A 13,634-nucleotide genomic window follows, 5' to 3' on the forward strand; every position below is an offset into this window, starting at 1 on the left:
CCAAAAAATTTAAGCTGCAAATTTAGGGAAAAATTGAGTTTATACTGAATTTGAGATATTTTATTTAGTTTTGTATGAAATTAGGCAGAAAAATGTTAGAGATTGGAGAACGACCGTGGGGGAAATATTATGTTCTGGAGGATGAACCGCATTATAAATTAAAAAGAATTGAGGTAAATCCGGGACAGAGACTTTCTTACCAATATCACCATCACCGTCAGGAATTCTGGACGGTTGTTGAAGGTGAAGCAGTTGTGGTTCTTGATGAAGTGGAGCATATCATTAAATACGGCGAAAGCATTTTTATTCCGCTTGGCGCCAAACACAGGATTGAAAACAGGACATCGGAACTTTTGGTTTTTGTGGAAGTACAGACCGGTACGTATTTCGGCGAGGATGATATTGTGAGGATTCAGGATGATTATAAAAGAGATGAATAATCATCTTCACGTCTTTTAAATATCAGAACTTCAACAGTCTGTTTAAAAACGAATAGAGACCGCGTTTACGATGACTTTTAAGCCCGTTTGTACGCCAGTCAGTTCTCTTCAGGGTATCATTTTCAAAAATATGCTGATTTTTAAGGACCAGCTTGATTCTTTTCTCCTTTTCTTTTTCCGAAAGCAGAATTTCATTATTGAAAGATGACAATTGATTGTAATGATTCAGATGCAGCACCAGTTCATCATCAACGAACCTAATCTGCATTTTTTTAAGTTTAATACGAAACAGAAATTCATTATCATCGTAGCCTACGCCGTGGGCATATTTTTCATCAAAACCTCCCAAATCATAAAGATCTACCCGTGAAATGGCTGTGCAGAAATGATAGGCAACAGGTCGTATTACTGAATGATTATACCAGCTGTTGGTGCCGTCCTTTATATTTGGTCCGTTATTCTCAGCAATGATCTGTTTTATTTTCTCTGGATTTTCGAGATAATGATCAATTCGGTCAGTCGGTTCACGATCCAGGGAATAACAGGCAAAACTTAAATATAGATTTTCTTTAATATGGTCCTCAACGTACTTTAAAATATTTCCGAAATGTAAACATTCCGGATTCTGTATGATGATCGTATCGCCGGTAGCTTGTAAAAAGCCAATGTTAAAAGGGATGCAAGAATTTTTGTACCATTTGTTCTTTTTCTCGAGCCGCACTACCTTCAGAAAAGGAAAATCTGAACAAAGATCTTCAAGTCTTTCATCTTCATTGCTTCCATCATCCACAGCAATCACTTCTGCAGTAATATCGTGCGCAAGAATTTGCTTTTGAATGCTTTCCAGGGTTTTTATAAAAAGCTTCTTTCGGTTATAATATGCGGTAACAATTGAAATCATTGTTTCAGATTTGGATATATTGACTGATATTTTTTAGGTTTGAAGCATTTGTAAATCAATTTTCTGTACCAAACGCTGTAGTATTTTGACCTGTATTTGTGATTTTCGCGCAGCGCTGCAAACAGCCGCTGAAATCCAATACCGTTTTCTTTGTAAAAATTGTAGTGTTTGCTGTAGATTTTAAAATAATTGTCTCCTAGCAGTTCTGCATCATTTTTGAAACGGTCGGACAGGGATTTTTGCGCATTCTGAATACGGTATAAAAAAAGGAAATCATCAATTCTATGCACTTTGCCTCCATTTTCAATGATTGAAATCCAGAGATCCCAGTCTTCAAAAAAAGTTAAATTTTTATCGAAGCCTCCTGCTTTTTCAAAATCTTCCCGGTAAATCAGCGCAGTAATTGGAATGCAGTTTTCCATAAGAAACGATCTTTTTTCAAATTCCGGAAGCACCCATTCTCCTTCTCTTGCTTCAAAATATCTGCCTTTTGAATAGACGATCCTGATCTCTTTATCTGACTGAAGAATTTTTAAAGTACGCTCTATAAAATCCGGCAGAATTTTGTCATCACAGTCTAAAAAAAGGAGGTAATTTCCGGTAGAATTTCTGACCCCATTATTTCGGGCTTCAGATTGCCCAAGGTTTTGCTGATGAATGATTTTCAGATTTCTCAGTCCTGACGTTTCCCTTATTTTATCTAAAAAATCAGGATTTGAACCATCGTTCACAATAATGATTTCGGTTTTATGATAGGTCTGATTTTTAATGCATTCCAGGGTTTCCGAAATATAATTTTCGCAGTGATAATAAGGAATGATTACAGAAACTAAGTCGTTCATAGGGATGCAGATGTTATGGTATAATACCAGTTGCTGAAAGAATATTCTTTCCTGATGCTTTCACTGATGGGTTCATAAGGCGAACTGATGAATCGCTCAAGTTCAGAAGACGGATCTAATCCCAGAATAAAAATGTTTTCAGGACGATAAAAAGGGTAATTCATTACCGATTCGTTATCCGTGATGATTTTCTTTTCATATTTCAAAGCTTCGAAAAACCTGAACGAAAGACCATTATGGTCTTTTAGTTTAAGATCGAGCAGTGTTTTGCTTTGCTTCACCAATTCTAAATTTTCAGGATAATCTATAATTTGCGAGGAAAATTCTATTCCTTCGGAGGAGTGCTGTTTGCTTATTTTTTTATCAAATGAAATAAGCAGAATCTTCGATTTAAGGTGTATTTTGCGCAGCGAATCTCTTATTGCCAGCAATTTAGAAAATCTTTCCTGCATATAGGTTCCGATGTATAAAACATCATAGTTTACATGGTTTTTTTTATAATCTTCCGGGTAATCAAAATAAAAATTGGGTAAGAAAAAGATGTTTTTTTCTTCATCTGCATCAGCTTTATCGAAAACGAAAAAACGGCTAAACAGAGCTATTTTCTCTGCAATTTCAGGATTTCTTTTCAGCCCGTCCCAATGATAACCGGTTAGGTTTTCGGTATGTTTAGACAGTTCAGCAATAAAATGCGTTTCGAAATACTCGGCGTTAATGACCAGGATGTTTTCATAAGTACCCAATTTGCTGAGAGAAAGCATCAGCGATTCGGTACGGTGCTGTTCCTGCAAATTTCTCTTGTAATTTTTGTTATTAAAAAATTTCTTCAGTACAAAACTTTTAACTTTCTGGCCCAAATTTGCATATCTGAATGGTGTTGCATCACCGTAAAATAAAACATCAGCGTCCACCTGAAGATATTGGAGGTTTTTCACCATCATTTCTCCAAGACCCACAAAATTATGCATGACCAGCAGCAAAGGTTTTGTAGTTTTCAAATCTTACCGGATATTTTATAGAAGGAATACATTAAAAAAAACTTGTTTCTGGCAATATCAGTGAGTTTTTGGCTTTTGTCATTGATTGCCTTTACGTAATAATTGAAAAATGACTTATGTTCTTCGGGCCTGAAGTGTTCGATATGAATTAACTTCCTCTTTATTTTTTTTAAAACTGAGAAAATAAGATCTGAATTCATTTTTTCCGGCGGCAGATTGATCTTCTCTAAGCTTCTGCTCAGTTCATCTTCGGAGAGACTTACGGAACCAACCTGTTGACTGTCGTGAATTCTGTACCTAATGAGTTTTTCGTCTAAAAAGTGTAATTTATTTTTACTCACAGCATTCAGAGCAATCCATTCATCATGATGAAAGAGCTCTTCCGGCGGAAAAGGGACTATTTCTCTCATAAATTCTTTTCGGAATGCCATTGTAGCGCCGGTGCAGAAATTCTGATAAAAAAACAGTATTTCCTTTATACTGGCAACTGACTTGGAAGGAATGTCCCAAACTGAAAACTGAGTATATGAATTTTTTTCGCTGATTATTTCTGCATTTGTAGCAATCACTTCTGTCTGCCGAGCTGATTGAAAAAGAGCAACCATTTTTTCCACTTTTTCGGGCAGCCATTCATCATCCTGATCCGAAAGAAAAATGATGTCATTTTCACAAAGCGAAATGGCTTTCTCGAAATTTTTTACGCTCCGGAGATTTTTTTCATTCTGATAAATTCTGAAAACTGAAGGATTTTTTTCTTTATATGAATTTAATATCGATATAGTTGCATCGGTAGATCCGTCATCGCACACCACAATTTCATCAACAGCCAGAGTTTGACTGAGAATCGAATCGAGCTGGATGCCGAGATATTTTTCTCCGTTATAGGTGCAGAGGGCGACTGATGTTTTCATAAAGATAACCGGAAAACGGTGTTGACCCAATTTTCCAAAGTGTATTTTCTGTAAATTTCTTCCGGAATGGTTTCGTAATCCGTTTCAAAAAAAGTTTTTTCTAAATTACTTAAATCTTCATTCAGCACCAAAATATTGTTGGGATTATAAAAATCATAGTGCTTAACGTATTGGTTCGCAGTAATGATTTTTCGGTTCAGAGCCATCGCTTCAAAGATCCGGAAACTTAGACCCGACTGATGTTCCCGCACCAGATCCAGAATGACTTTGGACGTTTCGTAGTATTTCGGAATTTCAGAATGCGGAATTCTTTTCGAAGTAAAAACAAAGTTGCTGTTCTCTTCATTAAAAGGAAGGTTTTTCTTCCAGGTTTTTTTTCCGACGATGACAAAACGGCTTTTCAGGCCAAAAGCGTCCATTTTTTTGCTGATGTCGTAAAGCAGATTAATCCTTTCATCATAAGAACCGAGGTAGAAAAGGTCATATTTGATGTGCTGCGGATCAGGATGTTTCTGCGCCAGATAATTGTAGTTGCTGGTTTCCTTAAAACCGTATTTTTCAATGTCTTTCTTGTCGAAGGAGAATACGGAATCAAAAAGATCAATCACTTTATCAACTGGGTTTCTCAAAGTGCTGTCGTACAGATACGCGATGTATTCATCGGTAAATTTCCTGATTTCCAGATGGTATTTCCTTCCAATCGCTTCAGGGTTAATGACGAGAATTTTATCCTGTTTGCCTAATTTTTTCAGTTTTTCGAGGATGAGTTCCTGCCGGTTGATGTTTTTCAGATTTTTTTTGAGGAAAATTTTAGACATAGCATTTTTCACGCGCGCGCCTGAATTTCGGTGTTTGTATGCCCCAATATTAATATGGTGAGCCTCGATGCCTTTTTTCCGCAGCGTTTCTACGATATGCTGGTCGTAATTCCAGAAATCAAAACTGATCAGGCAAATTTTCATGAGAACAAAAGTAATTATTTGAATCTAATTTTTATATTTTTGAAAAAGAATAATTGGTGATGAATAAATCTGTGCTCGTAGATTGCGAACGAATGAAGTACCCGAATTCTGGCATTGCCAATGTATGCAGATCTTTGGTGAATGGAATTGAAGAGTTGAAATCGGACTTTGATATTACTTTTTACGGCCCGGAAGATGAATTGAAAAAAATAAATTCTACTCACCGGATCCTTGATACCAAACCATTACACCGGTTTTTACCTCCAAAAACTTCTGATTATGCGCTGATTCACGTAACCCATCAGTTGTCGAAATACTTCCATAAAATCAGTCGAAACCAGAAAAAGGTGGTTACGCTTCACGATCTCAACTTTCTGCATGATGTTTCCAAATCTTCGAAACGGAAAAAATACATCAGAAAAGTACAGCAGAATATCGGCAATGCCGATGCCATTGTCTGTATTTCCGAATTTGCAAAAAAGGATTTTCTGGCTCAAGCCCGTCTTTTTAAGCTCAAAGAAAATATTTCGGTAGAAGTAGTGCATAACGGGCTGGTTTTCCCAGAATTAAGGATCTTCCAGTCAGAAACTTATGGATTTTTGAAATCTAAAAAATATCTTTTGTCGGTCGGAGTATTATTTCCGAAGAAAAATCAGTTGGTGTTACTTGATTTTCTGGCCAAAACGGATCTTGATCTCGTACTGGTTGCCTCTTCTTCGAAACCGGATTATAAAAACCTTTTTTTAGACAAAATAAAGGAACTCAAACTCGAAAAACGAGTTCATATTTTTGAGAATGTAGAAGAAAAGGATAAGTTTTTTCTGCTCCAGAACTGCGAAGCGTATGTTCATCCATCATTGGCAGAAGGATTTGGTATTCCCCCAATTGAAGCGTTCTATTTCGGGAAACCGGTGTTCCTGAGCAGACTCACGAGTCTGCCGGAAATTGGTGGCGATCTGGCTTTTTATTTTGATGATTTTTCCGCTGAAAATATGGTTGCAACATATTCAGATGACATGGAGAATTTTAATAAAAACCGAGAGAATCTAGAAAGAAAATACCGGGAAAGAGCATTGGGATTCTCCTATCTCCATATGGCCGAAAACTATCTGAACGTATATCAAAAATTGTTAAAATAGCTTCAGTTTCCCCAGAATAAGTTTTCGTTTAAACTCGGAAAGGGTAGTGGAGTTTTTAATGTCAATCCTGTTCAATGAGTAAGGATTTTTTCGCGGGAAAGCATTGATTTTATTGCCGATTCGCAATGCGAACTCTATTTTATTTTCTTTCAGTATTTTAAAAAAATCCTTTGTATGAGGGAATCTGCCGTAAGGATACGCCAGGACTTTTGTAAATGGAATTTGATGTTTTTCTAAAACTTCAATATTTTTCTTAAGATCGGTATCAATTTCTTCATGCGTCAGCTGCTCATAATTCCGGTGGGAATGACTGTGTAGACCTATTTCAACTAAATTTTTATCCAGATTTCTGATTTCATCGAAAGTCATGAAAATTCCGTCCCGGTTTTTTCCGATCAACTGAGTCGGAATAAAGATGGTGGCTTTAAAACCATACTTTTCCAGCAACGGAAGCAGGTATTTTTTGTTATTCAGATACCCGTCATCAAAAGTAATGATGATCTTTTTTTTACAATCTTTTAAATTGTTCAGTTGGCTGAAAAACAAAGTTTTATAACCGTTTTCTTTTAGCATAGCAAACTGCCTGTCGAGCTTTTCCACCGTTACCGTCAGTTCATTTTCCGCGACAGGCAAAACATGGTGATACATTAAAATGGGCAGCCGTTTTTCCGGCTTCAGAAAAAGGTAAAGTTTATAGTTGATGACGAGAAAAAGAAGAACGGCCAAAAACAGCCATAGCAGAATACTCATTTTTTACTGATTTCGTACAGTTTCATGTATTTCAGAAAGGTGTAAAAGGAAGCGGTAATAGCAATATAAAATCCTGCAAGTCCGTCGAGAAAGCCCAGTCTGAAAAAATAGGTCTTAAGGAACTGAAAAAAAGGGGCCAACAGGATCTTCAAAACACTGGCTTTTTTTCCTTTGCTTTTCATTTTTTCCGCCATCATTGAGGTGTACCGGTTGGATTTCTCCAGATGATGAAAGATATTTTCGTAGGTATAATGATGGAGTTTCCCTTGTAAGGTACCTATTGCATCGGAAGTGATGAACGTTTCGTGAACAACATCATCAGAATATTTTCCGTGGTTTTTCATAAAAAAGCGCTCGCGGAACACCTTTCCCCAACCGCCATGTCTCAGTTCCTTTCCCAGAAAATGGTTGGAAAATTCAATATTATAAACTTTGAAATCACTCTCTTCATTTCCAATAATTTCTTCTATGGACTTTAGCGCGCCTGCATCAGGTATTTCATCGGCGTCGAGAAACAGAATCCAGTTTCCTGAACATTGCTGAAGGGCGAAGTTTTTCTGACTTCCGTAACCTTCAAATTTTTTCTGTAAAAACTTTACATTGCTGAATTTTCTGCAGATTTCTTCAGTTCTGTCCGTGCTGAAAGAGTCCACAATCACAATTTCATCGGCCAAATCCTTCACTGAATTCAGCATTTTTTCAATGATTCTATCTTCATTGAAGGTGATGACAGCAACGGAGAGGCTCATTTATTTTTTAAAATCGGTAATGGTTTCCTCGATGATTCTCGCGCAGTCCAGAATCTGTTCTTGCGTAATCACCAAAGGTGGTGCTAGACGGATGATGTTGCCGTGAGTTGGTTTGGCAAGCAGACCGTTTTCCTTCAGTTTTAAACAGAGATTCCAGGCGGTAGAACTTTCCGGAGTGTCATTGATCAGGATGGCGTTCAGCAGGCCTTTTCCGCGGACACCGGTGATGAGATCAGTTTTTTCGATAATTTTTTCGATTTCGTTTCTGAAAAGCTGTCCGAGTTCTTCGGCTCTTTCCGAAAGATTTTCTTCTTCCACTACGTCCAGAGCGGCCATTGCAACGGCACAGGCCAGAGGATTTCCGCCAAAAGTGGAACCGTGCTGTCCCGGATGAATGACGTTCATGATGTCGTTGTTTGCCAATACTGCCGAAACAGGATACATTCCACCGGAAAGTGCTTTTCCTAAAATTAAAATATCAGGCTGTATATTTTCATGATGACACGCAATCAGTTTTCCGGTTCTTGCGATGCCGGTCTGTACTTCGTCGGCAATAAAAAGAACGTGGTGTTTTTTACACAGTTCAGAAGCCGATTTCAAATAGCCAGCATCCGGAACATAAACTCCGGCTTCGCCCTGAATAGGTTCCACTAGAAAAGCAGCGATATTTTTGGCATCGCTTTCCAGAATTTTTTCCAAAGCTTCCAAATCATTGTACGGAATTTTAACAAAACCCGGCGTGAAGGGCCCGTAATTGTTGCTCGCATCCGGATCGTTAGAGAAGGAAACAATCGTAGTCGTTCTCCCATGGAAATTATTTTCGCAGACAACTATTTTCGCTGCATTTTCCGGAATTCCTTTTACCTCATAACTCCATTTTCGGGCTAATTTTACAGCGGTTTCCACCGCTTCTGCACCCGAATTCATCGGTAGAACTTTATCAAAACCAAAAAGTTCCGTGATTTTTTTCTCGTATTCGCCCAATTTTGAATTGTGAAAAGCACGAGAAGTCAAAGCCAGTTTTGAAGCCTGACTGACCAGCGCTTCAACGATTTTCGGATGTGAATGTCCTTGATTTACAGCAGAATAAGCCGAAAGAAAATCGTAGTATTTTTTGCCTTCAACATCCCAGACAAAAACGCCTTCGCCACGTTCCAAAACCACCGGAAGCGGATGATAGTTGTGAGCGCCGTGTTTTTCTTCAAGTTCTATGAAATAGGAGGATCTGTTGATGGTTTGCATTATTCTGTATTTGAGACAAAAATAATGATTTATTTTCAAGTGAGAGTAGAAACGGCGCAGATCATCAATAGCGGTCAAAATCTACATAAATGGCGCAACCGGGAAAAATCACCTCAAGTTCAATGACTTTTTCTAAAATAAGGTCTTTTTCCATTTCCGGAAAGGAGCCGTCTTCGGCTTGTCGGGTTGCCGATACATACAGTTCCTTCAGATTTTTCAGCTGATTGAGTTCATGAAGATCTTCCAGAATAACACCAGTTCTCCAGATATCCAGATATTCCAAATCAGTGAGCTGGTTGAGATAGGGCAGGCTTTTTCTGGTGATCTTCGGATGTTTCATCAGCGTTAAACTGGTAAGTTTCTTAACTTTCGAAATAGATTTTACGGCTTCGTCGCTAATCTCGGTCTGTTTCAGATAAATGGAATGTGCAATGTTAACCCTGTCGAAAAGTATAGCGATGTATTCGTCGTCAACCATCGAATCGATACTTGTGAAGCCCGGAATTTCATTAGGAATCTGTTTGGAGTCTTTAATTCCGGCAAAAAGCCACCAAAAGTGCTTTTCAGCGCCCTTGAGTTTCATTTATTTGAAGTTAATTTATGAATCAGTCGTACCAGTAATCTTTCGTCACTATAAAACCGGCCTTTTTAAAAGCATTCTGGATTTCTGTTCCCAAATTTTCATTGTTTTTCTCGTTGGAGAGATACGGAAAAAAGAGATAGTATTTCATGGTTTCTTCTTCTGTTTTTCCGTTGATAATGGTGGTAGTGGTAACAGTGACGCTGTCCCGCGGTGTTTCGAAGATAATATTGATATCCTTACCGATATTTTTCACTGCGCTTAAAGCAACTTCCTGTTTGATAATTTGAACGCCAGTGAAATATGGACTGGTCTTTGTGATTTTAAACGACAGTACTTTTTCGTTGCTGATGGTAAACGGTTCAACAATGGTAATGGTGTCACCGTTGAAATTCGGAGACTTGAGTTGATGTTTCACTTCTTTTTTCAGTTCACGGTTCAGTATTTTGAGCAGGGCTTTTTCCTGCGCTGAAGTACTGATTCCCAAACAAAGAAAAAACAGGAATAAAAAACAATTTCTTACCATATTTTGTTCTGACTCTTGATGCTATTCTTTAGTGCCGTATCCCAGTATGCCTATTTTCTCCTCTTCAATGGTGACCGTAATAAAGCTGTATTTTGAACCTGCTTTAGTCCATTCTTTTCTTTCCTTCATCTTGCCATCAGTCCATTCGCCGGTACTTGTTTCCGGTATAAATCCCATGTCTCTCAATTCCATTTCTATAAAGGTGTTATTGGGAGCGCCACCATATGTCAGTACAACGTTATCGATTTTACCGTCAGTTGTATATTCTACTTCAACTTCATTGTACGTTTTTTCAAAATAAAGTAAATCGCCGTATTCACTTGTGCCTTCATCAACTTCAGCATCCCCGAAGCCTTTATCTTTCATAAATGAACTGACGGTTTGCCTTGTCGTTTTATGAACGATATCATTTACGAGCGACAGTTTTTCGTTACTGAATTTTGTCTGACCAAAAAACAGGGATGCCTGAAAACAAAATAATAAAAGAAGTAAGTTTTTCATGGTTTAATTTTATTTATCAAATATATGATAAAAAACTGTTTGGGGTGATATATCGGCAAATATTTATGTTTTTAAATGATAATGTCATTAACAATCTATTGTTAATAATATGGATTTGTTATTCGTTTCTTTAAAACTAGCAATGAAAAAGGCCGGTAAAAATACCGACCTTTAAAATATGATTGAATTACATTTAATTATCAAAATTTCTGTCCATCACAAAATCTTCCATGAACTTGGTCGTATAGTTTCCTGCAAGATAATCCTCATTCTCCATCAGCTGTCTGTGGAAAGGAATGGTGGTTTTAACGCCTTCGATATAAAATTCTTCCAGAGCACGTTTCATTTTTGCAATGGCTTCTTCACGGGTCTGAGCCGTTGTGATGAGCTTTGCGATCATTGAATCGTAGTTGGATGGAATGGTATAACCCGAATAAACATGGGTATCTACACGGATTCCGTGTCCGCCCGGAATATTCAGTTCAGTAATTTTTCCTGGCGAAGGTCTGAAATCGTTGAAAGGATCTTCAGCATTGATTCTGCATTCGATGGAATGAAGTTTCGGATAATAATTGATTCCGGAAATCGGAGTTCCTGAAGCCAAAAGAATCTGCTCTCTGATCAGGTCATAATCTACTACCTGCTCTGTAATCGGATGCTCTACCTGGATTCTGGTATTCATTTCCATGAAATAAAAATTCCGGTCCTTATCTACCAGGAATTCAATGGTTCCAACGCCTTCGTAACCAATGTATTCAGCGGCTTTCACAGCGGCATTGCCCATTTTTTCACGAAGCTCGTCCGTCATAAACGGTGAAGGTGTTTCTTCCGTCAGTTTCTGGTTTCTTCTCTGTACAGAACAGTCTCTTTCAGACAGATGACAGGCTTTTCCGTACTGGTCGCCTGCAACCTGAATTTCGATATGCCTTGGTTCAACAATCAGTTTTTCCATGTACATTCCACCGTTTCCAAAAGCTGCTGTAGCTTCCTGAACTGCTGATTCCCAGTGTTCCTGTAAATCTTCGGCTTTCCAAACGGCTCTCATTCCTTTTCCGCCGCCGCCTGCGGTTGCTTTGATCATGACAGGATAACCTACTTCCTCTGCTAATTTTAACGCCGTTTCGTAGTTTTCAATAAGGCCTTCAGAACCGGGAACGCATGGAACGCCGGCTTCCTTCATCGTCGCTTTTGCATTGGCTTTATCACCCATTCTGTCGATCTGTTCAGGAGTCGCACCGATAAATTTGATGCCGTTCTGCTGACAGATTCTGGAAAAATTGGAATTTTCTGAAAGAAATCCATAACCGGGGTGAATCGCGTCGGCATTGGTGATTTCCGCCGCAGCGATGATATTTGAAATTTTAAGATAAGAATCTTTGCTCATTGGCGGACCGATACATACCGCTTCATCAGCAAATCTCACGTGAAGGCTGTCTTTATCGGCTGTAGAATAAACAGCTACGGTCTTGATTCCCATTTCCTTGCAGGTACGTAGGATACGCATTGCAATTTCGCCTCTGTTGGCTATTAATATTTTTTTGAACATCTTCTGGAGAAATTTTAAATTTTAAATTTTGAATTTTAAATTATTTTAAATGATGGTCATCTAAAATTATCATCTATAATTTAAAATCGCTTAAGATGGGTCTACCAGGAACAATGGTTGGTCGTATTCAACAGGGGTTGCATCATCCACCAGAATTTTTACAATTTTTCCGGAAATTTCAGACTCGATCTGATTGAAGAGTTTCATGGCTTCAATTACACAAACTACCTTTCCTACGGCAACTTCGTCTCCTACATTAATGAAAACGTCTTTATCCGGTGACGGTTTTCTGTAGAAAGTCCCGATCATCGGCGATTTGATGGTGATGAATTTGCTGTCATCGGAAACCGGTTCTGATGCAGTAGGAGCCGGAGCAGCAGATTGTTGCGGAGCCGGAGCCGAAGACTGCTGGGGAGCGGAATGGTAAACAGCGGGCTGCTGCATATAATTCATTTCACTGCCTGCAAGCGGAGTTTTAATGGTAATTTCGAAATCCTTCGTTTTGTATTTTACTTCAGAAACTTCTGCTTTAGACACAAATTTGATCAGATTCTGTATGTCTTTAATGTCCATATATGTGGTATTTATATTATATGCCAAAGATACTAAAATTCAATAAAAAACAACAAAAAACCACTCAAAATTGTAAAAATTGAGTGGTTTTTGTATGAAAATGAAGTTTTTCTAAGGTTTTTCTCTTAGTTTTCTTCGATGGTTTCTACTGTTTTCTCCATTACTACTTTACCTCTGTAGTACATTTTTCCTTCATGCCAGTGTGCTCTGTGGTATAAGTGCATTTCACCTGAAGTTGCATCTTTTGCCAATTGAGGAACTACAGCTTTGTAGTGTGTTCTTCTTTTATCTCTTCTTGTGGACGATTGTCTTCTTTTTGGATGTGCCATTGTGTAAAATTTTAATTTGATGAGCGATGAGGTTTGATTGCTCAATTCCCATCATTTTAAACTATTTAATTTTTATCTTTTAATTTTTTTAAAGCTTCCCATCTTGGGTCAACTTTCGGTTCTTCTTCAATTTCTTCTTTCGGACTGAACTGCTCGAGGATCGCTAAATCTTCATCTGAAATATCCGGAGATATTTTTTTCATCGGTATCGCCAGCATCACTTCTTCATAAATCAGCTGCGCAACGTTGAAAGCGTGGTCTTTCGAAGGAATAGTAATGACATCTTCGTCGCTGTCATCATATTCTTCCCCGAATTTTACGAGAACTTTCATCTCATTTTCAACAGGATGGTCAAAATGATCGTTTGTGATATCACAAACCAAATTGACGGTTCCTGAGGTTTTGATCCAGAATTCCAGAAAAGTGGTGTGTTTTTCCATTGTCACATCAGCAGTAATTCTGGGTTCTGTAAATTCCTGTTCAGTATCGAAAAGTATAAAGAACTCTTTATCTATCTCAAATCTGAACGTGTGTTTGCCGTTTTTAAGTCCAGAAAACACGATGTCGTAGTTTCTAAGCCTGTCCATAAAATGAGTGTGCAAAAATATGCATTTTTTTTAATATTACAAATAAATTTTAAACAAA

General features: G+C 38.0%; 17 protein-coding genes. 2 read left to right on the forward strand and 15 right to left on the reverse strand.

What is annotated here, in order from left to right; genetic code table 11:
- The first annotated feature begins 92 nt into the window (after positions 1 to 92).
- The gene (locus FUA25_RS04560) at positions 93 to 440 is read left to right on the forward strand and encodes a phosphomannose isomerase type II C-terminal cupin domain (RefSeq protein WP_147755743.1); all 348 of its coding nucleotides are present in this window, start codon (positions 93 to 95) and stop codon (positions 438 to 440) included.
- A 22-nt stretch (positions 441 to 462) separates the two neighbouring features.
- Here the strand turns inward: FUA25_RS04560 and FUA25_RS04565 are convergent, their stop codons facing one another.
- Genes FUA25_RS04565 through FUA25_RS04585 form a run of 5 tightly spaced genes read right to left on the reverse strand, consistent with a single transcriptional unit; the run spans position 463 to position 5,054 of the window.
- The gene (locus FUA25_RS04565; protein ID WP_147755744.1) at positions 463 to 1,341 is read right to left on the reverse strand and encodes a glycosyltransferase family 2 protein; all 879 of its coding nucleotides are present in this window, start codon (positions 1,339 to 1,341) and stop codon (positions 463 to 465) included.
- Entirely contained in the window at positions 1,338 to 2,183 is an 846-nt protein-coding gene (locus FUA25_RS04570) for a glycosyltransferase family 2 protein (protein WP_147755745.1), read from the reverse strand. The genes FUA25_RS04565 and FUA25_RS04570 overlap by 4 nt, the downstream gene beginning before the upstream one ends.
- Positions 2,180 to 3,181, reverse strand: coding sequence for a hypothetical protein (locus FUA25_RS04575; protein WP_147755746.1), 1,002 nt, complete (start codon positions 3,179 to 3,181; stop codon positions 2,180 to 2,182). The genes FUA25_RS04570 and FUA25_RS04575 overlap by 4 nt, the downstream gene beginning before the upstream one ends.
- Positions 3,178 to 4,092 carry a glycosyltransferase family 2 protein gene (locus FUA25_RS04580; RefSeq protein ID WP_147755747.1) on the reverse strand — a complete coding sequence of 305 codons (915 nt, stop codon included), beginning with the start codon at positions 4,090 to 4,092 and terminating at the stop codon, positions 3,178 to 3,180. The genes FUA25_RS04575 and FUA25_RS04580 overlap by 4 nt, the downstream gene beginning before the upstream one ends.
- A complete protein-coding gene (locus FUA25_RS04585; protein WP_147755748.1) occupies positions 4,089 to 5,054 on the reverse strand; it encodes a hypothetical protein in 966 nt (321 codons plus the stop codon). Before FUA25_RS04585 ends, FUA25_RS04580 begins: the two co-directional genes overlap by 4 nt.
- A gap of 59 nt (positions 5,055 to 5,113) precedes the next feature.
- Here FUA25_RS04585 and FUA25_RS04590 point away from each other — a divergent pair, with 59 nt between their 5' ends.
- The gene (locus FUA25_RS04590) at positions 5,114 to 6,193 is read left to right on the forward strand and encodes a glycosyltransferase family 4 protein (RefSeq protein ID WP_147755749.1); all 1,080 of its coding nucleotides are present in this window, start codon (positions 5,114 to 5,116) and stop codon (positions 6,191 to 6,193) included.
- Here FUA25_RS04590 and FUA25_RS04595 read toward each other — a convergent pair.
- The 10 genes from FUA25_RS04595 to FUA25_RS04640 all read right to left on the reverse strand — a co-directional run bounded on the left by FUA25_RS04595 (position 6,185) and on the right by FUA25_RS04640 (position 13,576).
- A complete protein-coding gene (locus tag FUA25_RS04595) occupies positions 6,185 to 6,943 on the reverse strand; it encodes a polysaccharide deacetylase family protein (protein WP_147755750.1) in 759 nt (252 codons plus the stop codon). The two genes, FUA25_RS04590 and FUA25_RS04595, sit on opposite strands and share 9 nt — an antisense overlap.
- The gene (locus FUA25_RS04600; RefSeq protein ID WP_147755751.1) at positions 6,940 to 7,692 is read right to left on the reverse strand and encodes a glycosyltransferase family 2 protein; all 753 of its coding nucleotides are present in this window, start codon (positions 7,690 to 7,692) and stop codon (positions 6,940 to 6,942) included. The genes FUA25_RS04595 and FUA25_RS04600 overlap by 4 nt, the downstream gene beginning before the upstream one ends.
- Positions 7,693 to 8,934, reverse strand: coding sequence for an ornithine--oxo-acid transaminase (gene rocD / locus FUA25_RS04605; protein ID WP_147755752.1), 1,242 nt, complete (start codon positions 8,932 to 8,934; stop codon positions 7,693 to 7,695). It lies immediately after the preceding gene.
- Between the two features lie 64 nt (positions 8,935 to 8,998).
- A complete protein-coding gene (locus tag FUA25_RS04610) occupies positions 8,999 to 9,517 on the reverse strand; it encodes a hypothetical protein (RefSeq protein WP_147755753.1) in 519 nt (172 codons plus the stop codon).
- Positions 9,518 to 9,539: 22 nt separating this feature from the next.
- On the reverse strand, positions 9,540 to 10,040 hold the full coding sequence (locus tag FUA25_RS04615; RefSeq protein WP_147755754.1) for a hypothetical protein: 501 nt from the start codon (positions 10,038 to 10,040) through the stop codon (positions 9,540 to 9,542).
- Between the two features lie 21 nt (positions 10,041 to 10,061).
- Complete coding sequence (locus FUA25_RS04620; protein ID WP_147755755.1) at positions 10,062 to 10,541, reverse strand: hypothetical protein; 480 nt, start codon at positions 10,539 to 10,541, stop codon at positions 10,062 to 10,064.
- A gap of 193 nt (positions 10,542 to 10,734) precedes the next feature.
- Positions 10,735 to 12,087 (reverse strand): acetyl-CoA carboxylase biotin carboxylase subunit, encoded by a 1,353-nt coding sequence (gene accC, locus FUA25_RS04625; protein ID WP_147755756.1) that lies wholly within the window; start codon positions 12,085 to 12,087, stop codon positions 10,735 to 10,737.
- A gap of 90 nt (positions 12,088 to 12,177) precedes the next feature.
- The gene (gene accB / locus FUA25_RS04630) at positions 12,178 to 12,660 is read right to left on the reverse strand and encodes an acetyl-CoA carboxylase biotin carboxyl carrier protein (protein WP_147755757.1); all 483 of its coding nucleotides are present in this window, start codon (positions 12,658 to 12,660) and stop codon (positions 12,178 to 12,180) included.
- A gap of 125 nt (positions 12,661 to 12,785) precedes the next feature.
- Positions 12,786 to 12,989, reverse strand: a complete 204-nt coding sequence (gene rpmF / locus FUA25_RS04635) for a 50S ribosomal protein L32 (RefSeq protein WP_147755758.1) — start codon at positions 12,987 to 12,989, stop codon at positions 12,786 to 12,788.
- A gap of 65 nt (positions 12,990 to 13,054) precedes the next feature.
- On the reverse strand, positions 13,055 to 13,576 hold the full coding sequence (locus FUA25_RS04640) for a YceD family protein (protein ID WP_147755759.1): 522 nt from the start codon (positions 13,574 to 13,576) through the stop codon (positions 13,055 to 13,057).
- Between the last annotated feature and the right edge of the window lie 58 nt (positions 13,577 to 13,634).

Source organism: Chryseobacterium sp. (assembly GCF_008014695.1).
Classification (GTDB): domain Bacteria; phylum Bacteroidota; class Bacteroidia; order Flavobacteriales; family Weeksellaceae; genus Kaistella.